Source organism: Teredinibacter haidensis, from assembly GCF_014211975.1.
In the GTDB taxonomy this organism is placed as follows: Bacteria; Pseudomonadota; Gammaproteobacteria; order Pseudomonadales; family Cellvibrionaceae; genus Teredinibacter; species Teredinibacter haidensis.
Genome location: NZ_CP060084.1, coordinates 3,739,917 through 3,762,213 on the forward strand (window position 1 = coordinate 3,739,917; position 22,297 = coordinate 3,762,213).

21 protein-coding genes are annotated in these 22,297 nt (G+C 49.5%); 5 read left to right on the forward strand and 16 right to left on the reverse strand.

Annotated features, from left to right (window positions below):
• Nucleotides 1-101: 101 nt before the first annotated feature.
• From H5715_RS15080 to ubiA, 4 genes are all read right to left on the reverse strand, one after another.
• The gene (locus H5715_RS15080) at nt 102-1,292 is read right to left on the reverse strand and encodes a GNAT family N-acetyltransferase (protein ID WP_075187149.1); all 1,191 of its coding nucleotides are present in this window, start codon (nt 1,290-1,292) and stop codon (nt 102-104) included.
• A 22-nt stretch (nt 1,293-1,314) separates the two neighbouring features.
• The gene (gene phoR, locus H5715_RS15085) at nt 1,315-2,625 is read right to left on the reverse strand and encodes a phosphate regulon sensor histidine kinase PhoR (RefSeq protein ID WP_075187148.1); all 1,311 of its coding nucleotides are present in this window, start codon (nt 2,623-2,625) and stop codon (nt 1,315-1,317) included.
• Nucleotides 2,626-2,643: 18 nt separating this feature from the next.
• Complete coding sequence (gene phoB, locus H5715_RS15090; RefSeq protein ID WP_075187198.1) at nt 2,644-3,351, reverse strand: phosphate regulon transcriptional regulator PhoB; 708 nt, start codon at nt 3,349-3,351, stop codon at nt 2,644-2,646.
• Between the two features lie 229 nt (nt 3,352-3,580).
• Nucleotides 3,581-4,459 (reverse strand): 4-hydroxybenzoate octaprenyltransferase, encoded by an 879-nt coding sequence (gene ubiA, locus H5715_RS15095; RefSeq protein ID WP_221892400.1) that lies wholly within the window; start codon nt 4,457-4,459, stop codon nt 3,581-3,583.
• Nucleotides 4,460-4,521: 62 nt separating this feature from the next.
• On the opposite strand from ubiA, the gene H5715_RS15100 reads away from it, so the two are divergent.
• The 3 genes from H5715_RS15100 (at nt 4,522) to H5715_RS15110 (ending at nt 6,967) form a co-directional block, all read left to right on the forward strand.
• On the forward strand, nt 4,522-4,824 hold the full coding sequence (locus tag H5715_RS15100) for an HU family DNA-binding protein (protein ID WP_281388163.1): 303 nt from the start codon (nt 4,522-4,524) through the stop codon (nt 4,822-4,824).
• 23 nt (nt 4,825-4,847) lie between these two features.
• Entirely contained in the window at nt 4,848-6,131 is a 1,284-nt protein-coding gene (locus H5715_RS15105; protein WP_075187145.1) for a dicarboxylate/amino acid:cation symporter, read from the forward strand.
• 170 nt (nt 6,132-6,301) lie between these two features.
• On the forward strand, nt 6,302-6,967 hold the full coding sequence (locus H5715_RS15110; RefSeq protein WP_075187144.1) for a DUF502 domain-containing protein: 666 nt from the start codon (nt 6,302-6,304) through the stop codon (nt 6,965-6,967).
• Nucleotides 6,968-6,975: 8 nt separating this feature from the next.
• On the opposite strand, the gene H5715_RS15115 is transcribed toward H5715_RS15110, so the two are convergent.
• From H5715_RS15115 to H5715_RS15150, 8 genes are all read right to left on the reverse strand, one after another.
• On the reverse strand, nt 6,976-8,148 hold the full coding sequence (locus tag H5715_RS15115; RefSeq protein WP_083608167.1) for a sugar efflux transporter: 1,173 nt from the start codon (nt 8,146-8,148) through the stop codon (nt 6,976-6,978).
• 122 nt (nt 8,149-8,270) lie between these two features.
• Entirely contained in the window at nt 8,271-9,656 is a 1,386-nt protein-coding gene (locus H5715_RS15120) for an aminoacyl-tRNA deacylase and HDOD domain-containing protein (protein ID WP_075187143.1), read from the reverse strand.
• Nucleotides 9,657-9,844: 188 nt separating this feature from the next.
• Complete coding sequence (gene recG, locus H5715_RS15125; protein WP_083608166.1) at nt 9,845-11,950, reverse strand: ATP-dependent DNA helicase RecG; 2,106 nt, start codon at nt 11,948-11,950, stop codon at nt 9,845-9,847.
• A 92-nt stretch (nt 11,951-12,042) separates the two neighbouring features.
• Complete coding sequence (locus H5715_RS15130; RefSeq protein ID WP_075187142.1) at nt 12,043-13,143, reverse strand: Gfo/Idh/MocA family protein; 1,101 nt, start codon at nt 13,141-13,143, stop codon at nt 12,043-12,045.
• 157 nt (nt 13,144-13,300) lie between these two features.
• Nucleotides 13,301-14,839 carry a sensor domain-containing diguanylate cyclase gene (locus tag H5715_RS15135; protein ID WP_075187141.1) on the reverse strand — a complete coding sequence of 513 codons (1,539 nt, stop codon included), beginning with the start codon at nt 14,837-14,839 and terminating at the stop codon, nt 13,301-13,303.
• A gap of 190 nt (nt 14,840-15,029) precedes the next feature.
• On the reverse strand, nt 15,030-15,875 hold the full coding sequence (locus tag H5715_RS15140) for a response regulator (RefSeq protein ID WP_075187140.1): 846 nt from the start codon (nt 15,873-15,875) through the stop codon (nt 15,030-15,032).
• A 110-nt stretch (nt 15,876-15,985) separates the two neighbouring features.
• Nucleotides 15,986-16,759 (reverse strand): peroxide stress protein YaaA, encoded by a 774-nt coding sequence (gene yaaA / locus H5715_RS15145; protein ID WP_075187139.1) that lies wholly within the window; start codon nt 16,757-16,759, stop codon nt 15,986-15,988.
• A 102-nt stretch (nt 16,760-16,861) separates the two neighbouring features.
• The gene (locus H5715_RS15150) at nt 16,862-17,353 is read right to left on the reverse strand and encodes a DUF4265 domain-containing protein (RefSeq protein ID WP_075187138.1); all 492 of its coding nucleotides are present in this window, start codon (nt 17,351-17,353) and stop codon (nt 16,862-16,864) included.
• Nucleotides 17,354-17,447: 94 nt separating this feature from the next.
• Here H5715_RS15150 and H5715_RS15155 point away from each other — a divergent pair, with 94 nt between their 5' ends.
• On the forward strand, nt 17,448-18,731 hold the full coding sequence (locus H5715_RS15155) for a M48 family metalloprotease (RefSeq protein WP_075187137.1): 1,284 nt from the start codon (nt 17,448-17,450) through the stop codon (nt 18,729-18,731).
• 50 nt (nt 18,732-18,781) lie between these two features.
• Here the strand turns inward: H5715_RS15155 and H5715_RS15160 are convergent, their stop codons facing one another.
• Nucleotides 18,782-18,985, reverse strand: a complete 204-nt coding sequence (locus H5715_RS15160; protein WP_075187136.1) for a hypothetical protein — start codon at nt 18,983-18,985, stop codon at nt 18,782-18,784.
• Between the two features lie 177 nt (nt 18,986-19,162).
• Here H5715_RS15160 and H5715_RS15165 point away from each other — a divergent pair, with 177 nt between their 5' ends.
• A complete protein-coding gene (locus H5715_RS15165) occupies nt 19,163-19,396 on the forward strand; it encodes a hypothetical protein (protein ID WP_185906550.1) in 234 nt (77 codons plus the stop codon).
• A 54-nt stretch (nt 19,397-19,450) separates the two neighbouring features.
• Here H5715_RS15165 and H5715_RS15170 read toward each other — a convergent pair whose 3' ends face one another.
• The 3 genes from H5715_RS15170 to pstB form a co-directional block, all read right to left on the reverse strand.
• Entirely contained in the window at nt 19,451-20,371 is a 921-nt protein-coding gene (locus H5715_RS15170; RefSeq protein ID WP_075187135.1) for a porin, read from the reverse strand.
• Between the two features lie 319 nt (nt 20,372-20,690).
• The gene (gene phoU, locus H5715_RS15175) at nt 20,691-21,410 is read right to left on the reverse strand and encodes a phosphate signaling complex protein PhoU (protein ID WP_075187134.1); all 720 of its coding nucleotides are present in this window, start codon (nt 21,408-21,410) and stop codon (nt 20,691-20,693) included.
• Nucleotides 21,411-21,427: 17 nt separating this feature from the next.
• Nucleotides 21,428-22,261: a phosphate ABC transporter ATP-binding protein PstB gene (gene pstB / locus H5715_RS15180; RefSeq protein ID WP_246434577.1), complete on the reverse strand. Its 834-nt coding sequence runs from the start codon at nt 22,259-22,261 to the stop codon at nt 21,428-21,430.
• Between the last annotated feature and the right edge of the window lie 36 nt (nt 22,262-22,297).

Genomic DNA, 22,297 nt, shown 5'->3' on the forward strand with positions numbered 1-22,297 from the left:
TAGGCCTAACCTCCTAAATGTCTTCTCGGCTTACCAACCAAATAGGCGTTCAATAACGATTGTTCACCAATAGCCAACACACTTAGTATCATCAATAACTTTTAGTTGTTGAGTAATACACTGTCGTCTATCGTCTTTTCGCCCTCTTTAAATGGCAATAGGGTTCTCGCCTCTTGGCAGTATTGCTGATTGTGCTGTTTTTCCTCGGCAACAAAACCTTTAACCGCTTCGAAAAACTGGGGGTGCTTTATAAAGTGAAAGGAACAGGTTTTGATGGGGGTAAAACCCCGTTGGATTTTGTGCTCTCCCTGAGCACCGGGATCAAACCTCTTTAAGCCCTGGTCAATTGCATACTCAATACCTTGGTAGTAGCAGGTTTCGAAATGCACTCCATCCATTTCTGTTTTTGCCCCCCAGTAACGGCCGTATAGCGTGGTGCTGTCCTTAAAATACAACGCCGCCGCTACCATGGGATTTTCAAGTGAACTTTCGTGGGCGCTGCATAGCAAAACCTGATCGGGCAATTGGGCAGCCATTTCCTGAAAAAACTGTTCACTTAAATATCCACTGTGACCACTGCGTTTTAAATAGGTATTCTGATATAGCTGGTAGAATAACTGCCAGTCCTGCTCAGGGAGCATTTTCGCCAAGCGCATTTGGTGAACAATATTCTGCTCGCCGACCTTTTGCCGTTCCCGCTTGATATTTTTCCGTTTACGGGAGCTGAAGCTCGCCAGAAACTCATCGAAATTTTTATAGCCATCATTAAACCAGTGAAACTGACAACCCTGTCGCTCGACAGTATTACCTGCGTCGAATAGAGCACGGTTTTCTGATGACGGAAACAAACAGTGAAAGCCAGAACCACCGATCTCACCTAAGCGTTTTTGTATCGCCGCTTCCATTATTTCCATACAGGAATTTTTGTCCTGTGACGTTAAGCCCGCGGAAAAACCCACGCGCGGCCCCGTCGCCGGAGTGAACGGAATCGCACACAGTAATTTGGGATAATAATTCAAGCCCGCTCGATGGTACGCGTCGGCCCAACCCCAATCGAAAACATATTCGCCATAGGAATGCTCTTTTTGATACAGAGGCATCGCTGCAAGCAGGGTGTTATGTTCTTCCAGTATAAGATGGCAAGGCAGCCAACCGGTTTTTACCGTGGTGCAGCCAGAGTCTTCCAATACCGAGAGGAAGGCGTGGGAAATAAAGGGGTAGTCGGTAGACCATAGGGCCGACCACTGTTCTTCGCTTAATTCAGAAATAGATGTTAGAAATCTGGCCTGCATAACCTTCCTCCTGCAGCCAGTATCAGGCCTCTACAACGCTATCGATAAAGCGTTTTAACGGGAAATGACAGGCAAAGGTACTGCCCTTCTTCAGCTTGCTTTTAATTCGCAGATCGGCATCATGACGCAGTAGAATATGCTTAACAATGGACAAGCCCAGCCCAGTACCGCCCGCTTCCCGCGAGCGACCGCTATCAACACGATAAAAGCGCTCGGTTAAGCGCGGCAGATGCCGTGCATCGATGCCATCGCCGCAGTCTTTCACTTTCACCACCAGTTCAAGCGGATTGAGATCCACTAGTATAGAAATTTTACGTCCGCCCGGAGTGTAATTTACAGCGTTATATACCAGGTTGGCAAAGGCGCTGCGCAGCTCTCCTTCAATACCCATTAACTGAACATTGGGAGCACAATCGATGCGAAATATATGTGCTCGCTCGCCGCTGATGACTTTGGCATCAGCGACAATTTGTTCTAGTAGCGGCAGAATCTTGACGGGTTCCTGACCCTGCTCACGATCATCTGTTTCCAGACGCGAAAGCATAAGGAGGTCGGTAATAAGGAGCGTCATTCGCTTGGTTTGATCCTGCATTTGGTCGAAAGCACGCAACCAGCTGGATGGCATCTCACGCGAATCGGAGAGCGTTTCCAGATAGCCACTGAGCACCGTTAATGGCGTTCGCAACTCGTGAGATACGTTGGCGACAAAATCTTTACGCATGCACTCCAAGTTAGTGACACGGGTGACATCACGGACAATGATCAAACGATCGCCATCGCCAAAGCGGTGAATATGAAATTGCAGAAATTGGCCTTCATGACGGCTGGAAGTCAGCTCCAGCGGTTCGTCATAAACATTGCTTTCGTAGTAGGCTATAAAACGGGGGTGACGCACATAGTTGGTAAGTTTACGGCCAATATCCTGGGGTTCGAAATCCAACTGGCGCTCGGCCGCTTTGTTCCACCATTCAATATTGTCGCGTTTGTCGACAATAATCACACTGTCGGTGAGCGCTGCCGTCATCTCCTGAATACGGAAAACAACCTCCTTCAAGCGCTGTTTTTCCTTTTCGTTGCGCTTGAGAATTAGCTCGATATCTTCGGCAACTTCGCCCCATATTCCAGGGAGGGTGTTCTCCCGCTGGCCTTGCAAACGGGTATCGCTTACCCAGGTTTCCAGCCGGCGTATCTGGCACATCATCCAACCCAGATAGCACAGCGTTCCCAGCAGCAAACAGGGCCACACGGCGTCCATAAGGATACCCACGGCAAACGCAACGCACAAATACACCAAAAGCCACCGAAGTTCGGTGGCTATACCTTTACGAAACATGAAAAGTCAGGTTTCCCGTTATTCTGTGGTAGCCAGGAATTTGTTGGAAAAACGATAGCCTGCGCCGCGAACAGTTTGTACTAGGCGGTCGTGATCTTCGGTCTTCAACGCTTTCCGCAAGCGGCGGATATGGACATCCACGGTACGTTCTTCCACGTACACATTGCCGCCCCATACGTAGTCTAGCAATTGATTGCGCGAGTATACCCTTTCCTGGTGCGTAAGAAAAAACTCCAGTAGGCGATATTCGGTTGGCCCCAGTTGCACGGGGCTGTTGCTAATGGTGACGCGGTGGCTAGTGGGGTCGAGGCAAAGGCCTTCGACACTGATAGGATCACCACTCGAAAGAGAATCGCTGCGGCGCATGACCGCACGCAAACGCGCAACCAGTTCACGTGGAGAAAACGGCTTGGTGATGTAGTCATCCGCGCCAAGCTCCAGGCCTTGAATCTTATTATCCTCTTCACCTTTGGCGGTAAGCATAATGATGGGGATTTCGCGGGTGGTCTCTTCGCTTTTCAAACGGCGAGCCAGCTCGATACCACTAATGCCGGGCATCATCCAATCCAGCAGAATCAAATCGGGGCGGGTATCTACAATGATTCGGTGCGCTTCCTGGGCATCGCCAGCTTCCTGCACCGAGTACTCGGCCATTTCCAGTGCCACACGCAACATATCGCGAATAGCACGCTCGTCGTCAACAACCAGTATTTTCTTCTCAACCATGAAGGTTTCACCTTGCTTAAAAAGCATCTCAATCAATACAAGCTTGCCGAGCCCTGGCAGATAACCTGTTTAGCCCCGGATAGGTGGCGAAACTAAGGAGAATCGCCAGTGCGAATTAAATAAAGGTTTTATTACGCTTTTATGACATCCACTGTAATCATGGCAAATGAGTGTGATTAATTTACTCGATCTCGAATAACTGGACAAAAAACGCCAAAAACAGCCTGAGCTAGAGCAGCGCATAGTCCAGAACAATACCGATAAAAACGACTATTCCAACCCAATTGTTGTTGAGAAAGGCCTGAAAACAGGCTTCCCGCTCGCGCTTGCGAATCAAATACTGCTGATACACCATAAAACCACCGGCCACCAGTACTGAAAGATCGTAGATCCAGCCCAATTGGAACTTCTGCCCGGTCATCCCCAGGGAGATCACCACCATAAACTGTAGGCAGGCGGTAATGACACGATCCTGATCGCCAAAGAGAATGGCCGTGGACTTTACGCCAATTTTTAAATCATCTTCCCGATCAACCATGGCATAAAAGGTATCGTAGGCCACGGTCCAAAGTACCACCGCCGTGTAGAGCACCCAAATATCAGTGCTTAGCTCCCCAGTCTGCGCCGCAAAGGCCATGGGCACCGCCCAGGCAAACGCTGCTCCCAGCACTACTTGTGGTAGGTGGGTGTAGCGCTTCATGTATGGGTAGCAAAACGCCAATATAAGCCCGGCAAAGGAAAGGTAGATCGTAAGCCGGTTGGTAAACAACACCAGTACAAAAGCGCAGAAACTTAGGCCAACAAAGAGGCCCGCAGCCTCGGCTGGCGTAACCTCTCCGAGTACCAGCGGCCGCTTTCTAGTACGCTCCACGTGGCCGTCAACACGGCGATCAGCATAGTCGTTAATGACGCAGCCCGCCGAGCGCATCAACACAACACCCACTATAAATATCAGTAATACCTCTACTCGCGGAACACCCTCTGCCGCCAGCCACAGCGCCCAAAGCGTTGGCCACAACACAAGATAAATGCCAATGGGCCGGTTGAGGCGCATCAGACGCGTATAACTTTTGAATTTATTAACAGCTTGCGGCACAGTGTCGGTCATCATTACAAGGGAATCCCGTCCCCAGGCTCCAGAGTGTTTTTCAGAAAGCCGATATTCTACCCGTGTTTACAGGAGAAACCACCATGCGCAAATCCGAACTGGTTGCGGCGGTAGTCGAATCTACCGGACTTAGCCCGCTTCAGGCAGACGATGTCGTCGCTTCGATGCTCGAGCAGATCACCAATACTTTAGCGCGAGGGGAGGGTATTCAGCTAATAGGGTTTGGCTCCTTCCTGGTAAAAGAACGTGCGGCGCGCAACGGGAAAAATCCAAAAACAGGCCAACCCATACACATCCCGGCAAAAAAACAGGTACAGTTTAAAGCGGGCAGCAAACTGCGTTCGCAGCTTTTCACTGGCGAATAACTAAAACAACACGCGGAGACACCATGCTTAAACTACCCCTGCACTGGCAAATTCTAATCGCTATTGTCGCCGCGATAATATGCGGCTTGATTGTTAATTCTTTAAACCAAAATGAGATTGCCGCAGGCGCCCATGTCCAGAACGGCATGCAGTTTGTGGGCAAACTGTTTTTAAACGGCTTAAAGATGATTATTGTTCCACTGATTCTGTCATCCATTATCAGCGGCGTCGCAACGCTGGGGCAAGGGAGTGATTTAGGTCGCCTGGGGGGCAAAACACTGGGTTTTTATATGGCCTCCAGCCTGATGGCCATCCTGACCGGCTTACTAGTTGTCAACCTGCTAACGCCGGGAATTATCAACGGTGAGCCCGCCAAAGATCTTTTGAATTTAGGCAATAGCGAAGAACTTAGTTCCACGCTGGAAAAAATTGAAGGTCGTGGCACCGGTGATATTGCTGCGGTATTTCACCGTATGCTGCCAGCCAATATCGTGAAGGCCGCCGCCGAAGGCCAAATGCTGGGCTTAATTTGTTTCGGCCTCCTGTTCGGCTTTTTTATGACCCGTATCGAAAGCCAGTACAAGGAAACCCTGCTGAACGTATGGCAGGGGATATTCGATACCATGATGGGGATCACCCTGTTTATTATGAAGTTCACCCCCATTGGCGTTTTTGGCCTGGTGGGCAATACCGTTGCCTCTACCGGGCTCGCCTCATTTAAACCGCTGATGATATTTTTTATTACCGTCCTTCTGGCCCTGGCGGCTCACACATTCATTACCATGCCGCTTATGCTGAAGTACATTGCCCGGGTGAACCCTTGGGGGCAACTCCGCGGTATGGCTCCAGCACTGCTAACCGCTTTTTCAACGGCTTCCTCGTCCGGCACCCTGCCCGTCAGTATGGAATGTATGGAAAAAAATATAGGAGCTTCAAATCGCACAACCTCATTTGTGCTGCCGCTGGGCGCCACTATTAATATGGATGGCACCGCCCTCTATGAGTGCGTCGCGGCCATGTTTATTGCACAAGCTTACGGGCTGGATCTCACCTTCGCCACGCAATTCACCATTGTGATCATTGCTCTGCTCACCTCCATTGGAGTCGCCGGCATCCCCGCAGCCAGCCTCGTGGCAATCGCCGTTATTCTGGCCGCAGTCGGTCTCCCCGCAGAAGGTATTGGCCTACTGCTGGTAACAGACCGGATACTCGATATGTTGCGTACAGCGGTTAATATTTTTAGCGATAGCTGCTGCGCCACCTTTGTGGCACGAACAGAGGGAGAGGAGACTCATATAGCCCGCTAGCTTATTTATCGCTTGCTGCGAAAAACAACGGTTGAGTAGCGTGCGTTTGGGTTGATAACCGAACGCACAGCTCTACCTTGTATAGATTCAGGTAATAGCCGAGAGCGTAGCATTTCTATCTTCTTTCCCTGTATGCTTTCAACACCCCAACGCGATAATAGAAGGACACGATGGAGCAGCCCCCAACAGATGTCAGACCCGGCCTATTAAGCAATTTAGGAAAAACATTTTTTGCAGGGCTTCTCGCGGCCCTGCCGCTGGCCCTTACTCTTGTCGTGATTGTATGGTTTGGCGAAATGGTACACCGTTATCTTGGCCCCGACAGTTTTGTCGGCGGAGTACTCGGATCCATTGGGCTTAACTTCGTTACCACGGAAATAACCGCCTACGCCATTGGTTTGGGCAGCGTGGTTCTAGTTGTATACCTATTGGGCGTGGCCGTCGAAGCTGGCTTAAAAAATCATTTTCGCGCGCTTACCTCAGGACTGATCAACCGCGTTCCACTTGTGCGCTCTATTTACCAAACACTATCCAAATTAATGGCCATTTTCGACAAGCAAGACAACGCCGAATTTAAAAGTATGTCTGCCGTAATGTGTTTTTTTGGTGGCGACCGTAAGGGTACGGCTGTACTCGCTCTGTTAACCAACCCTCATCCAATATGTTTTCAAAACCAATTTTACTATTCTATTATTATCCCCACGGCTCCGGTACCTTTTGGCGGGGCAATATTGTATGTGCCAGTAGACTGGGTCGAAAAAGTCGGTTTTGGTTTTGACGGGCTAGTCAATATTTATATGTCGATGGGTGTTACTTCGCCGGACTATTTTAAATAGTCGCATTTTTATTTTCGGTGATTAACAAAAATAAACAGGATTAAAGCAAGCGCACAAATAGAAACATTAACGGCAAATATTTCGCGATACCCGTATAACTCGGCAAACAACGCGAAGAAGATACTGCCAATAACATTGCCCAAGTTCATGCAATTTAAATACAGTGTAGATGCCGTCCCCGTTCGCCCTGGCAGTTCATCCTGAAACCAGCTCATACCCAAACCGGCGACAAATCCTATAAAAACTGCATTAAATATTTGCAGAGAAAACAGTTGCCACAAATCCGTTGCGTGCCACACACCCAAATTCAACACGATGGCGGAAACCGCGCCAACACGAATTAATGGCATTAACGGATAGCGCCCACCTAACCAACCGGCAAAAATCATAAAAGGGATTTCCAGCCCCGCAGCGGTTCCAAAAATCCATCCCGCTTTGCTGCTGCTTACGGCTAAACCTTCCTCTAAAAAAAGAGGCAGCGTTACCAGATAGCATTGATTAGCCGCGTACAAAAACGAAAAGCCCATCGCTGCAACAAAAATAATCCAACGACGGTTATTGGGTACCTCATCGTTGTCCTGAAGCTCGACTTTTTTAACCTTCGGCAATAAAAAAAATGCAACAATGGCCACAATAAAATAGCCGATTCCTATTGCGGTATAGTGCAGACTAAAACCCACCCAGCTCATTAAACCAAAGCCTAGTGGCGGCCCGAGCATCCACGCAAACGCAATGCAGGCGCGAACAGCGGAGTTAAAAATTCGGTTCTGATTCGCTGGCAGATATTGATCTGCATATTCACGAGACAGGGCCACCATTTGCGCGGCGGCAATAAACGACAAACTAAACAGGGTTACCGCTGTTAGCAACACCGTGGCAAATGAACGCGAATAAGCAAAACCGAAGCAGGCAAAACCACCGGCAACCATTCCCAGCGCGATCAGTAAACGACGGTCAGCAAATTTATCGGACCAAAGCGCAATGGATTGGCCATAAACAATGGCGGTGAGCGCCATGGAGACAAAAAACAGACCAATGAGCACAGGCCTGACTTGCAGCTCATTGGCAAGAAAAACACTCAGCGTTGGAACAATCAGCGCGTAAAGACAACCCACCAGAAGAGACACCAGATAGGTGAGCACGGAAGGTGCCGATAATAATGAAAATTTTTGCAATGCCACTAACCCGCGCGCTAATAATATCTGCGAATTCTACGCAGTTACTTGTGAACACAAACTCAAGAGGGGGAGGTTAGTGCCCACCAAAAAATAAAACGGAGTGGACACGCGAGCAAAAGGATCAGCTAGCCATGCATTTTGTCGGCAATTGCATCCAGCTCTATGCCGGATTCAAGAATATTTTCAATCGTGATACGAGCCGTCTCTGCATCCAAATGCAGCTCTTCGAATATCTGCGGGGCGATAGGTCGTGATATGCAAGCGCCAAAACCCGCATTGCAAAGCATATTATGTGCGACGTGAACAAGCTTGGCATAGACAGCATTTTCACCGGCATATTGGGGGTTATGCTGCTGGCGCAGGGCAACGACCACTTCATCAGGCATATTCCAGTTATCCATTAACCATGAGGAGGCCTGGTTTCCTGTTACGCCAAGCAGATGCTGTTCTATGGCGGCCATGGGTACATGGGGGTTCGCTTTGCTCAAGCGCTCGATATTTGTCCAGTAGGGAGGGAAAATTTCTGCCAGTAGCAGATAGCCAAAGTTATTGAGCAGGCCCGACAAATAGGCCATGCCGAAACCCGGCCTGTGTACACGATCGATGCTGGTTACCAAACCTTCAACTGCGGCTGCGGTATAGACCGCACTGCGCCAGTAGCGGGTAATATGAGCCGGGGACAGGGTGCGCATAGATAGCGTTTTGCCCAGCGCCAGACCCAGCGCGAGATTAAGCACCATATCAAAACCCAGCACCCGCACAATAGCATCGTGTACCGACTTAATTTTTCCCGGCGCAGAATAATAGGGTGATGCAGCCCAACTCACCACCTGGGCCGCCAAACTCGGGTCTATTTCGACAATATTGGCCAAGTCACTGATATCGGCATTAGGGTCGGCGCGCAGTTTAATAATACGCTGGGCCGTTTCTGGCAGTGGTGGCAATTCCAGGGTTTCGTCCAAGCGCTGACGTATACGCTTCTGAGTAAAACGTTTTACAGAATCGAAAATCTGGATCTCATCGTTTTCTGTATCCATGGAAAAGCTGGGTACGGGGATCGCCAGCTTGGCCATCTCCGTTGAATGCACAATACTGCGAAAATCCTCCTGGGATATTTCCAGCATATCGCGGTTACCTCCAGCGTTCAGCCACAGGTATTTATTACTCAGCAGCGACTCATCCACCAGCGTCGGCATATTCTGCCAGCGTGGAACTGCGGGTATTGAGGTAATTTCGTGCTGGATCATAAGGGGTTTCAAGTCATCGACATTAACGCCTTCGAAATGCCGCCCGGTCTGTTGCTCCAGGGCATCCAGATCGATCATGGTCCCCATCGGCAGCAGAACCTGTACTCGCCCCTGAGCATCCTGCAATAACATCGACTGGACAATGCAGGCGCGTTGTTGAGACTGAAGCGGGGAGAGTCCTGACACGCGATCATCCAGATGCGCAATGCTGTAGCTCACTTTCTGCGTATCGAGCAATTCTTGAATACTTACGGGTACGGGCACGTACAATCTCCTGTCGGCATTTATTATCTGGAAAAGTCGATTTCCAGCGCAGCGGGGTCCATGTTGGTTAGCCCACTACAATCATTTGTATTCTTTCAATATAGCCTGCCAACACCCTTTTTCTAGTCTTAGAAGGGGTGTTTTGATACGGAACCTCTAGAAGAGGAAAACAAGCGCCATATCACCGCTTACACCTGTGCATAAATCTGCCTGTCACCGATCCAGCGCTGAATGAGTTTGTCGGCAATGCCCGGCTGATGCTCCAACAATTGCTCGCCGAGCCTATTAACTGATTCCAGCAGGTGCTCGTCACGCAGCATATCCGCAACCCGATACTGTGCGTCCCCGGTCTGACGCGTACCCAGCAGCTCTCCAGGCCCGCGCAGCTGCAGATCGCGCTCTGCCACAACAAAGCCATCATTGGTTTCACGCAACACCTGTAGCCGCGAGCGGGCCTGCTCAGACAGTTTAGCGCCGTAGAGCAGCACACAGTGACTGGCCACCTCACCGCGCCCCACACGGCCGCGCAGCTGGTGCAACTGGGCCAACCCGAGGCGTTCGGGGTTTTCAATAATCATCAGGCTGGCGTTGGGCACGTCCACACCGACCTCAATCACGGTGGTTGCCACCAATAATTGCAGTTCAGCCTGTTTAAATGCTGCCATCACCGCTTCTTTCTCACTGGATTTAAGGCGCCCGTGAATCAGGCCAATGGCAATATCCGGCAGGCTCTCGCGCAACAGCGTTGCCGTTTCTTCGGCATTGGCCGCTGCCAGACTTTCTGAATCCTCTACCAACGTGCACACCCAGTAGGCCTGACGGCCTTCTGCGCAGGCTAAACGAATGCGCTCGATCACCTGATCACGTCGCGACTGGCTAACCAATACTGTATTGACCGGCAGGCGCCCCGGCGGCAACTCATCGATAATACTGTAATCCAACTCGGCGTAGGCCGTCATAGCCAGCGTGCGCGGAATGGGTGTTGCCGTCATCACCAACTGATGGGGCATCTCGCCCTCGCGGGATTTCTGCCGCAAGCTAAGGCGCTGATGAACGCCAAAACGATGCTGCTCGTCAATAACGGCCAGCCCCAAACGATGGAAAATCACATCGTCCTGAAACAGGGCGTGGGTGCCGACAACAATCTGCGCGTCGCCACTGGCTATTCTCACCAGCGCCTCCCGCCGTTTAGCTGCGCTGAGCTTGCCCACCAACCACACCACTTCAAAACCCAGCTTTTGCATCCAGCCAGAGAAATTGTGGAAATGCTGTTCCGCCAAAATTTCAGTAGGAGCCACTACCGCAACCTGACAGCCGCTGCATGCGCCACCCAAGGCAGCCAACGCCGCCACCAGTGTTTTCCCCGAGCCAACATCGCCCTGAACCATGCGCAGCATCGGCTGGCCTGAGCACAGATCCTGCTCAATATCTACGCTTACCCGCTGCTGTGCGCCGGTAAGTGAGAAGGGCAGCTGTGCCAAGAAGGTTTCACGCAACGCAGGATCTATACGCAATACCGGCGCCTGCTCCCCAGCAACAAGTTCGCGAAGTTTACGTCGCGCCAGAAAGTGCGCCAGCAGCTCTTCAAACGCTAGGCGCTGTTGGCTGGGGTGCAAGCCTTCCATCAGACTTGCAACCGGTGCATTGCACGGGGGCTGATGCATATAGACGAGCGCCTCACTTAGACTCTCGCACTGAAACTCCCGGTTGATCTCTGCGGGAAGGAATTCATCGGGAGGATACTTGTGGATCATTCCCACCGCCTGCTCCACTATCGCGCGCATACGTTGCTGGGATACACCTTCGGTCAGGCCGTAGATGGGCGTTAGAGTTTCCTCAACAGGCTCGGGCTGGCGTTCATCGATAAAGTCGTATTCCGGGTGGTAAAACTCCATACCCGAAATACCCAACCTCGGCTCGCCATAACAGCGAACCAGTGCCCCCTCTTGAAATTTGTCTTTCTGGTAGCCGCTAAAGTGATAGAAACGCAGGCACACAGCACCCGTATCATCTTCCAGCTGCACGACCATACTACGCTTTCGGCCAAACACCACCTGCACGCGTAAAATGCGCCCCTGAATCATAACGCTAGTGTTTAACTGCAACTGTGCAAGGGGGGTAACGCGGGTGCGATCCAGATAACGAATAGGCAGGTGAAACAAAAGATCTTGCAGGGTTTTCAAACCAAGCTTTTCAAGGGTGGCGGCCAAGCGCTCGCCCACCCCTTTCAAGACGGATACCGGCAGGTTTTCCAGCGGAATACCTGGCTTATTAGCTGTTTCTATTTCAGGCATCGCGAATCTGCTCAATAAGAAAAACGCTATTGAAACAACCTCAACCGAGGATTACAAATTCAACGCCACTCAAAATAACAATTAGCGGCAACCTAAAGCACTATTCGCTTGCCACCCTGCGCACTTGACCGCAATGCAGCCTCCACTACGCGAATGTCCGCCATTCCCATTTCCCCCGGCGCCAAAACCGGTTTTTCGTGGAAAATGGCCAGGGCGTCGTCATCCATTTGGCCTGCCTGCTGATTCACGATCGTTTTGTTCAAAAAGCGCCCATCGCTAGTTTTACCTTGAACACCGGTATAGGACTGCATGGGTGATAGCTCGTACCAGCCGTTTTCGCAGGTCGCGCGCAAGACGTTCATTTCTTTGCCGACACTGGCAGCACATTTGGCCACAATACCGCTGGGAAATTCCAAGGTAAGATAAGCCGACTCATCCACCTCGGTAAAAATTGCTTTGCGCTCCACTTCCAACTTAGCCGTAACCGCTATTGGCTCTTCACCCGTGGTATAGCGGGCTGCATTTATCGGATACACGCCCATATCGTAGAGAGCACCACCGCCCATATCGCGCTTTAATCGCCAATGGTCCGGTGATGGTGCACCGCCAGCATAACCCGCTTTGGCAATCACAGATTCAATCGCCCCAAAAGGCTTGGAACGGGCAAATTCGGCAACGGTTTGGGTGTTGGGCTCGTGCTGCAGACGGTAGCCCACCGCAAGCCGGACTTTATTTTTGTTGCAAGCATCGATAATCACCTGACAATCCTGCGCGGTCATGGCCATGGGTTTTTCACACCACACATGCTTCCCCGCGTTCGCAGCAATAAGCGCGTACTTCTTATGCAGGGAGGTTGGAACAACAATATAAATCACATCAATTTCTGGGTTGTTGGCAACTTCGTGCATGGTTTCATAGGAGTAGACATTGGCATCGGGGATACCGTATTTTTTTTGCCAACCGGGGATTTTTTCGGGGCTACCGGTAACAATGCCTTTTATTTCGCAGTATTTTGTTAACTGTAATGCCGGGGCCAAAAGGTCACGGCTGTAATAGCCTAGCCCTACCAATGCCACGCCGATTTTTCGTTTAACCGGCAATGAAAATACATCGCTGCCATACGTAGCAGACGCCGCTAGAATACTGCCTGAAGTCTGCAAGAATTTTCGTCGGGAAAAATTTTGTCTATTCATAGATAGCCTCTTTTATTGTTTGTACCACCATTTTCAGCAACAGGTAGCGCTTATTATCAGGAAGAACATCTTTTCAGAAAAATTACACTACCGACAGTATAAGTAGACCTGGGAGAGCCCAGGGTAAAACTGATTCATCGCTCGAAAGCCCCTACCTTTAACTTTTTGATACAACAACTCTATTGCGACCCGAGTTTTTTGCTTGGTAAAGTGCATCATCCGCCCGTTTGAGCACATCACTGTACTCTTCGCTTTCGTGCAACTCCGCACAGCCGATACTAATTGTTAAGTGCAAATCATCTTGGGTTAGTTTGTGTTTTTGTACAGCCATACGTACGCGCTCTGCCAATTGCTCACTCTCATTGATATCGGCATTAGGTAGCGCAATTAAAAATTCCTCACCTCCATGCCGACTTGTTTGATCACTGACGCGTACAGTTTTACTGACAACACCAGCGATTTCAGTCAGCACTTTGTCGCCAACCGCATGGCCATAGGTATCGTTCACCCGCTTAAAATGATCGATATCCATTAATAAAAAACCAATAGGCTGCCGATAACGCCGACTGAATTCAATCATACTTTGCACAATTCGCGTCATTGCGCGACGGTTCATAAGTTTGGTTAAGGGGTCGGTATCCGCTAAACGTTCAATACGCCGCATCAGCTGACTCTGGTGATAGATCATATAGATAAGCACTATCGCAAAAAAAATCACCACCAGTCGTGTCATTGAGTCTGTAATCGCGCTGATCACAATTTGACGGCGAGGAACTTTATGCAGCAGCATAATCTGTCGATCCAATACCGGCTTAAGAAACAACAACTCTCCCGGCGACAGCGCCATTTTGGATGAACGCATATTGGTATCTTTAATAATGACCGTTTGGTTTTCGTCTATAAGCGCCGAATAACCTCGAACATCTTTGCGATTAAGCACGTGGACCAAGGAGTCCATACCAATATCCAACGATACCAACCCCCTAAATTTATTGTTATATAAGACCGGTAGGGATGCACTAATCACCAAACCCATACCGGCAGGATCTTCATAGACTTCCGTTGCGATCAATTCGTGCTTGGGATTATTCTTAGGAATCGCCTCCACCCAAAATGCCTTGAGTAGATGTTCGTCTTTAAAATAAAAATCTTCGAAACTGTAGGCAGGAGCCAAATAAAAAAATCTTTTTGCCGAACTGTAGTACACCCATTTCACATCCGGCATTGCATCAATCACACTGCCGAGCATGGCATTTAACGACAGGGCTGCATGCAGTTCCGATTTATGCTCACTGTCGATATCCTCCAGCAAACCACCTCCGGTTAAGGATCCCACCATGGTTGGCCAAGCGTATGTATTATCGTAAGAAGACTTTGAAATCAAACGTGATTCTATACCGTAGGCCCCTAGCTCAGGATATTCCTGCAGGGAATCAACTGCCGGGAATTGCAGGTTACCCGTTTCCGCCAGTTCCAGGTTTTCTTGCATACTGTTACGCAAACTGAACAGTAAATGTTTTGCAATTAAAAAATATTTACGCAACTCATTCGTACGAAACTCCACTTCCTGCGAAATCATATCTTGCTGATGCACAATTTCTCGACTGACAACGGTGTAAACACCCACGACCAGCAACAAAAACAGCACCGAGGCAACAACCAGGTTTTTGAACACCCTGCTTTTCGTTATCGCCATAAAGCTCGCCGTAGTTAGGATTGCAAAAAATTTAGAGAACTTCAAATCAAGTCCAAGCTAGCTCTACGCGACCCCAAAACATTCATTTGCAAGGCGCACATTTTACTAGTGGCCGCGGCCACTAAGACGTGCAACGCTGAAAGTGCACGTCTTAGTCACGCCCTCATATTTGGATTTGGTCTAAGTTTTCCTAAGTAATGACTTTAGAAAGAATTTCGAACTTTTCCGGATCATTGTCCACAAAACGAACAACTATTTTTAGCTTATTCGTATTTGGGTTGTTTTCCATCGCCTGGATGCTGTGAACATAGCCATTGAGTCGCGCCAGAGCTTCGCCCTTTTTGTTTTCCAGATCCACAACAGCTTGGTCGAACACCGTTGGCACCTCGTCCGGACGCACCATAAAACCACTCATAGCCTGTAACGACAGTTCGCGGATAATGCACTGGCCACTGGCGTTCGGAAATCGCAACTGCGCACGACCATCAAACTTACCGCCGCTTTTGGCCTCGACCACTTTAGCCGGTTTTGCGAACAGGGACGCACCCGGAGTAGCAGCACCAGCCTTTACTGTGCGCGCGTTTCTGTTACCCCCGGTCAATACGTCGAGGGAGCCTAAGCCCGTATCCTGCTGAGCTGCTCGACCCGTGTCTTTGTAGCCTATTTTTTTCAGCTGCTTAGAAACTTTGCGGCGCAGCTCATCTGCCGTGAAGGGCTTGCTCAGATAATCACTGACCCCCGTTTCGATCGCTTTCACAATGTGATTACGATCGCCCCGACTGCTGATCATAATAAAGGGGACTTTGGGGGTATTGGATTCCGTGCGAACCCAGTGCAGAAACTCCGCACCGGACATTTCTGGCATCTCCCAGTCGGAAAGCACAATATCGATCTTGTTGATCTTCATTACAGAGACCGCACGACGGCCATCAACGGCGTCGTGAATCTCCAAATTGGGCAGAAATTGCCGCAGAGTGCGTTTGATAGTGTCGCGGACAAAACTCGCGTCATCCACAACCAGAACCTTGAGTACCATTGCCTTCCCCAGCCGGGTATGCCCCCGGCATGTGCTGCGCGACGAACAGCGAAAGCGCGCCCCTAACGGCACATCAACACATTTATCATGCCCCAAAAGGCGCTAAAGCCTTAGGGTTCGTGGCGAGTAAACACTAACTCACTACCATCGGACATCGCGCTATTAAAGCTGTAACCGTCCCAATCAAAGCGCTTCAGCTGCTCTGGGTCGGCAATACCATGCTTTATAATATAGGCGCTCATACGACCTCTTGCCTTCTTCGCATAGAAGCTGATGATTTTGTACTTACCGTTTTTCCAGTCCTTAAACACCGGCGTCACAATATCGGCGTTCAGCTCTACCTTGTTAACCGACTTGAAGTACTCGTTAGACGCCAGATTGATCAGAGTTTGGCTGCCGATCTTCTTCAGCTGCTTGTTCAGCTCCCGGGTAATTTTAGTGCCCCAGAATTGGTACAAATCCTTGCCACGCGCATTGACAAAGCCGGTACCCATTTCCAGTCGATAGGCCTGCATTAAATCCAGCGGCCTAAGCACGCCGTAAAGGCCCGACAGAATACGTAAATGCTGCTGGGCAAACGCAAACTCATCGTCGTTAAAGCCATAGGCATCCAAACCTACGTAGACGTCGCCCTTAAAGGCCAGGAGCGCCTGGCGGGCATTACTGGTCGTAAACGGCTCGTTCCACTGTTGAAAGCGATCGTAGTTCAGTAGCCCTAACTTGTCGCTGATGCCCATAAGAGCTGACACATCTTGAGGCGATAATTCTTTCAGGCCTCCCATCAGCTCACTGGCGTCATCCAGCAACGCCGCTTTAGTATGCTTACGAGTAGCAAGGGGACTTTCGTAATCGAGATTTTTTGCAGGCGATATAACAATTAGCATGGGGTTTACTTTCTACAGGTGGGCGAATGGTTCATTATCCAGTTGTCGTGGCATGAAATGAAGCCTTGAAAAACTATGGGCGCGATAAACGCCAGCTCGCACTTATTCCGGTTTGAGGAATTCCTGCCACCAATTGATAGGCACCAGTTCACCGTCTTTGTGCTCGTAAACATTGCCGTAAAGCCACGCACTTTCTGTGTTAGCACCTACATGCCGATTGAGCAGTTCCTCAATCGCCGTAAAGCCACAGCTGACATGAATGCTGAAAATAAGCATGCGTTCGTTTTGGAAATCCAGCGTGCCACCGAGCTTTTCCAGCGCGGCGATCAGATCTCCGGCGATAGCACTGATATTGTTTTTGGCGATAACCCTAAGACACAGGTTGCCCGAACGCTTAACCAGGGTGAAAGCCTTATTCTCTGCATCCACCTTTATCACGTCGCCACTGGCAATCCCGCGCATAAATGCCGGGGATTTGAGCAACTGAAAAACGTTCGACTCGCGCTCGGCGGCCGTTATTGTTTCATAGACAGGTTTGCCGTCTGCTTGTGCACCGGCAAATAAACTGATTTCTTTTAAAGGGTACTCTTTCATAAAAATTTCACTTCTATCCCGCGAGAGGGAGACCACTGAACAAGTTGAAAGGTATTATAATGCTCTATTCAAACTAAAGGAAAAGGATGTAAACATGACCTGGAACCACTTCGTTACCCGTATAGGTATCGCTCTGCTGCTTGCTTTAACTCTCGCCACCGGCTGTACCGTTAATCAAGTAACCGGTAAGCGTCAGCTCAGTATGTCATTTTCTGAGCAGGTTCAAATCGGTAGTGAACAATACGGTCCTGCTCAGCAGCAACAGGGTGGGCGTTACAGTGTCGATCCGGACGTGAATGTTTACATCAACCAAGTGGGGCAGGCCGTCGCGGCCCCCAGCCCCGTGCGGCTGCCATTCGAGTTTGTTGTCCTCAATAACGATGAGCCCAACGCCTGGGCATTACCTGGCGGAAAAATCGCCATCAATCGTGGGCTGCTGGTGATGCTGGAAGATGAAGCCCAATTGGCAGCTGTCCTCGGTCACGAGGTCGTACATGCCGCCGCCGAACACTCCGCCAACCAGATGCGAACCGCTCAAATTATCGGCATTGGCGTATTGGTCGCCGGCGTGGCCGCAGAAAAAATGGAAAATGAAAACGCCGCGCTAATTGGCCTTGGCGCGGCCGTTGGGGCTCAAGCATTCCAAGCCCGCTACGGCAGAAACCAGGAGCTAGAGGCGGATAACTTTGGTATCGACTATATGGTAACCGCTGGCTACGATCCCATGGCCTCGGTAGAGTTGCAGCAAAAATTTGTTGAACTTTCGGCCAATCGCAATAACAATTTTTTGAACAACCTTTTCGCCAGCCACCCACCTTCGCAGGAAAGAGTCGATAAAAATAAGGCAAAAGCGGCTCAATTGCCGTCCGGCAAGCGTAATCGCTCAGCGTTTCAACGCGCCATCGCACAGCTGAAAAAAGATCAGCCTGCCTACAACCAACATGTAAAAGCCCTGGCCGCTGCCACGAATGAAGATTACGAGCAGGCTCTGTCCTTAACCAATAAAGCCATTAAATCTCAGCCGAACGAATCGCTGTTTTATATCACCAAGGGCAAGATTCTAATGGCCCAAAACCAAGCAAAAAGCGCGCGCGATGCTTTTTCCAAAGCCAATAGCCTCAACCCCGATTATTTTATGGGCCAACTGGGGCTGGGTTTAAGCGAGATGAAATTAAAACGCTATACAACAGCAAAACCGGCCCTGACTCGCAGTTACCAGCTATTACCGACATCAATTGCCGTTTTTAATCTCGGAGAGATCGAAGTGCAGCAGGGTAATCGCAGCCAGGCCATCGAGTATTTTCGCAAAGCCGCAAATGAAAACAGTGAAGTGGGCAAGGCCGCCCAGCAGCGTATACAGGAATTAACAGGAGAATAGAAAGGCTTAATCACTCCGGCAACAGTTGCCGGAGTGATTATATCGGCAGGTTAGCAGGCAAAATTTCCGTCTTTTCGACGTCGTTCACATTCTTTTCGAACATTCTCGCAAGCGGTGACTTTTCCGGGGGATGTTGGATTTCCCATCACACATTCATCATTTTTCGCCGCCAACTCCTGGTTGCTTAAACCTCGTAAGCCCCCTTCACACGCTGCGAGTACGGCAACCATTAACAATGCACTTAACAATTTCATGATACTAATAAGCCTCCGATAATTCATTACCATGACAACTAATGACGACAGGCTGTTTCCCCTGCCGCAACCCCTTCAGTGTAGTCCAAGACGACGCCTGTAGCTCACAACTCCCAATCTGGCAGCGGTTTTACCACTGTTTCCGACCATAATCAGCAAGAATTCGCAAATGCCGCGATGCTCCCGCCCTCGCGGCATACGACCGCCACGGATGGCGGAAATGCCGAAATTGCAGGAGCAAATTTCGGTCTACATCCTGTGGCCGCCGCTCTCGGCCATCCTTGGCCTACGCGGCATACGACCGCCACGGATGGCGGAAATGCCGAAATTGCAGGAGCAAATTTCGGTCTACATCCTGTGGCCGCCGCTCTCGGCCATCCTTGGCCTACGCGGCATACCTACATCCTGTAGGCATAAAAAAGGCGAGCACTGGGCTCGCCTTTGATTTGTAAGATTCTGAAACAATTAGAACTTCAGAATACCACCGGCACCTACGAAGGTGTCTTCAGTTCCAGCATCAGACTCATTGCTGGATATGTAACTGGTGATGGTGAAGTTTTTGGTCATACGGTAGTCAAGACCAACACTCGTGGTGGTTCCACCTTCTTCTTTAATATCCGAAGCGCCGTACTGGGCTTTCAGATCGAGCTTATTGATGGCAACCTTGGCAGACACCAACCATGCATCCACAGAATCAGTATCATCTGCAGGCTCTCGGGTTTCGTACAGGCCGCCCAGCTGAACACCATTGAAGGTATAGGCTCCGACTAAACGCGTTGCATTGGTATCTTCTTCTTTTACATTGGAGTCGTGTGCCAACGCCAAGTAAACGCCACCTTGACTAAAAGTCGCAGAAGCCGATACGCCGGAATCAGTTTCTGCATCTTCAGACGCAATATATTGAATATTACCTTTAAAGCCACTCAAAGAGGGCGTGCTGTAAGCAACGGAGTTACCTAAACGCTGGTCATTTTTGGTCAGCATTTCAGCAATATCACCGACGAGGTCACCGAACACATCAATTTTGCCCTGTGCGGACTTGAATGGTGTGTCGAAGGTACCAACTTTAACCAAACCGAAATCACCTTTCACACCCAGAAATGAATTACGCTGGGTGAAGGTGTCATTGTAGTTGCCTTTATCTTCTTTGGTGTCAGGAGAGACGCCAAGTTCATATTGATAGACAACCGTCAGGCCATTCTCAGTCGCTTCTTCACCTTTAAAACCGATACGGGAAGCATTGTTTTTAACTTCGAAAATGGATTCGTCTCCGTCATCGAAAGCGTGGAGAGTTAAATTCACCTTGCCGTAAATATCGACGTCTGCGGCATTTGCAGAAACAGCCATCGTACTGGCAATAACAGCGGCTAAGATTTTCTTGTTCATAGGATTCCCCAAATTATGGATTGATATTCCCAGATTGCCCGAATGACTTCGAACAACCCAATTATTTCAGTTGAATGAATTATTTGTGGCGACTATATGTATACGTTATGACTATTATATGACAGGGAGGGGTAAAAGGCTGAAGAACAACTAAAACAACCGCCCAAATATCGTTAAAAGTCTCCGTTTTATTTTGGTGCACTCCAACCGGCACTTTCGGGGAAGAATAGATCAATTGCCGCAGTTCGCCCGGATTTAAATCAATCGGCCAAAAAAAAAGGCACCCAAAGGTGCCTTTTTTAAAAAGACGGTGAATAACTCAGCGTGAATCGTTCAATTGTTCTTCAATATCTTTCAACGACACATGACGAACATCGGTGCCGCGTACCAAGTAGATAACATGCTCGGCAATATTGCGAGAGTGATCGCCTATACGCTCCAACGAGCGCAGTGCCCAAATAATATTCAATACGCGAGAAATGCTGCGTGGATCTTCCATCATCTGGGTGACCATTTCACGCATGGCTGATTTATACTCGCGATCGACGTAGCGGTCGTCACGCATCACTTTTATCGCCGCGCGAACGTCAAAGCGGGCAAATGCATCTAATGCCGCATTCAACATTTTTTGAACGTTGGTGGACATATGACGAATTTCGATAAAACCCTGTGGCGCAAAATCGGTATCACCCAATTCCAATGCCATACGGGCAATTTTTGAGGCCTCATCACCAACGCGTTCCAGATCGCGGATTGCTTTGGTCACGCTCAAAACCAAACGTAAATCCGAAGCGGCTGGCTGGCGGCGGGCCAGAATTTCAGTACATTCCGCATCAATTGAAACTTCGCGACTATTCACTTCGTTTTCGGACTGCATCACTTTTTCTGCCAAATCGGCATCAGCATCCTGCAACGCCTGCACCGAGTCCCGCAATTGATCTTCTACCAAGCCCCCCATTTCCAGCAGTGAACTGCGCAATTGCTCTAGGTCAGCATTAAACTGCTGGGAAATATGTTGGTCGAGATTCATGGTTTCCATGTTTCGGATCCTGTTGGTTAACCAAAGCGGCCGGTTATGTAAGCTTCTGTCAATTCGTGGTCGGGCGTTGTAAATACTTTTTTGGTGGCATTTACTTCTACCAGATTACCCAAGTGGAAGTAAGCCGTACGGTGAGAAACACGCGCGGCCTGCTGCATTGAGTGTGTCACAATAGCGATAGTAAAGTTTTGGCTCAATTCTGCAATTAATTCTTCAATTTTTGCCGTAGCAATGGGATCCAACGCTGAACACGGCTCATCCATCAAAATTACTTCTGGACTTACAGCAATAGTACGGGCGATACACAATCGCTGCTGCTGACCACCTGACAATCCTGTACCAGGCTGATGCAGGCGATCCTTAACTTCCTCCCACAGACTCGCACGACGCAAACTGGTTTCGACAATTTCATCCATTTCTGAACGTCGCCGCACCAAACCGTGAATTTTTGGGCCGTAGGCCACATTTTCATATATCGATTTAGGGAAGGGATTGGGCTTCTGAAATACCATTCCAACCCTTGCCCGCAGAGGAACAACATCTAACTTAGGGCTATAGATATTTAAGCCATCCAAGGATAGCTCTCCTTCCACACGACAGGTCTCAATGGTGTCGTTCATACGGTTCAAGCAGCGTAAAAATGTTGATTTACCACAGCCAGATGGACCGATCATCGCAATCACTTCGTTCTGTGCAATATCCAGGTTTACATCGAAAACCGCCTGCTTCTCCCCGTAAAACACATTTACGCCACGCATGGTGAATCTCGGGTTTTCCACAAAAGGAATACCGACGGTGTCTGCTTTCTGGTGTCCCTCAACAACGGAGGGAACCACGGTTCTTTCATTCATTTTTACTGTCTCTTGCGGCAAAACTTGGGTTTCTGC

Excerpts from the sequence above, each read along its gene's own strand:
- H5715_RS15080 (WP_075187149.1), bottom strand. The coding sequence starts at position 1,292 with ATGCAGGCCAGATTTCTAACATCTATTTCTGAATTAAGCGAAGAACAG.
- phoR (WP_075187148.1), bottom strand. The coding sequence starts at position 2,625 with ATGTTTCGTAAAGGTATAGCCACCGAACTTCGGTGGCTTTTGGTGTAT.
- phoB (WP_075187198.1), bottom strand. The coding sequence starts at position 3,351 with ATGGTTGAGAAGAAAATACTGGTTGTTGACGACGAGCGTGCTATTCGC.
- ubiA (WP_221892400.1), bottom strand. The coding sequence starts at position 4,459 with ATGACCGACACTGTGCCGCAAGCTGTTAATAAATTCAAAAGTTATACG.
- H5715_RS15105 (WP_075187145.1), top strand. The coding sequence starts at position 4,848 with ATGCTTAAACTACCCCTGCACTGGCAAATTCTAATCGCTATTGTCGCC.
- H5715_RS15110 (WP_075187144.1), top strand. The coding sequence starts at position 6,302 with ATGGAGCAGCCCCCAACAGATGTCAGACCCGGCCTATTAAGCAATTTA.
- recG (WP_083608166.1), bottom strand. The coding sequence starts at position 11,950 with ATGCCTGAAATAGAAACAGCTAATAAGCCAGGTATTCCGCTGGAAAAC.
- H5715_RS15130 (WP_075187142.1), bottom strand. The coding sequence starts at position 13,143 with ATGAATAGACAAAATTTTTCCCGACGAAAATTCTTGCAGACTTCAGGC.
- H5715_RS15135 (WP_075187141.1), bottom strand. The coding sequence starts at position 14,839 with ATGGCGATAACGAAAAGCAGGGTGTTCAAAAACCTGGTTGTTGCCTCG.
- H5715_RS15140 (WP_075187140.1), bottom strand. The coding sequence starts at position 15,875 with ATGGTACTCAAGGTTCTGGTTGTGGATGACGCGAGTTTTGTCCGCGAC.
- yaaA (WP_075187139.1), bottom strand. The coding sequence starts at position 16,759 with ATGCTAATTGTTATATCGCCTGCAAAAAATCTCGATTACGAAAGTCCC.
- H5715_RS15150 (WP_075187138.1), bottom strand. The coding sequence starts at position 17,353 with ATGAAAGAGTACCCTTTAAAAGAAATCAGTTTATTTGCCGGTGCACAA.
- H5715_RS15155 (WP_075187137.1), top strand. The coding sequence starts at position 17,448 with ATGACCTGGAACCACTTCGTTACCCGTATAGGTATCGCTCTGCTGCTT.
- H5715_RS15160 (WP_075187136.1), bottom strand. The coding sequence starts at position 18,985 with ATGAAATTGTTAAGTGCATTGTTAATGGTTGCCGTACTCGCAGCGTGT.
- H5715_RS15165 (WP_185906550.1), top strand. The coding sequence starts at position 19,163 with ATGCTCCCGCCCTCGCGGCATACGACCGCCACGGATGGCGGAAATGCC.
- H5715_RS15170 (WP_075187135.1), bottom strand. The coding sequence starts at position 20,371 with ATGAACAAGAAAATCTTAGCCGCTGTTATTGCCAGTACGATGGCTGTT.
- phoU (WP_075187134.1), bottom strand. The coding sequence starts at position 21,410 with ATGGAAACCATGAATCTCGACCAACATATTTCCCAGCAGTTTAATGCT.
- pstB (WP_246434577.1), bottom strand. The coding sequence starts at position 22,261 with ATGAATGAAAGAACCGTGGTTCCCTCCGTTGTTGAGGGACACCAGAAA.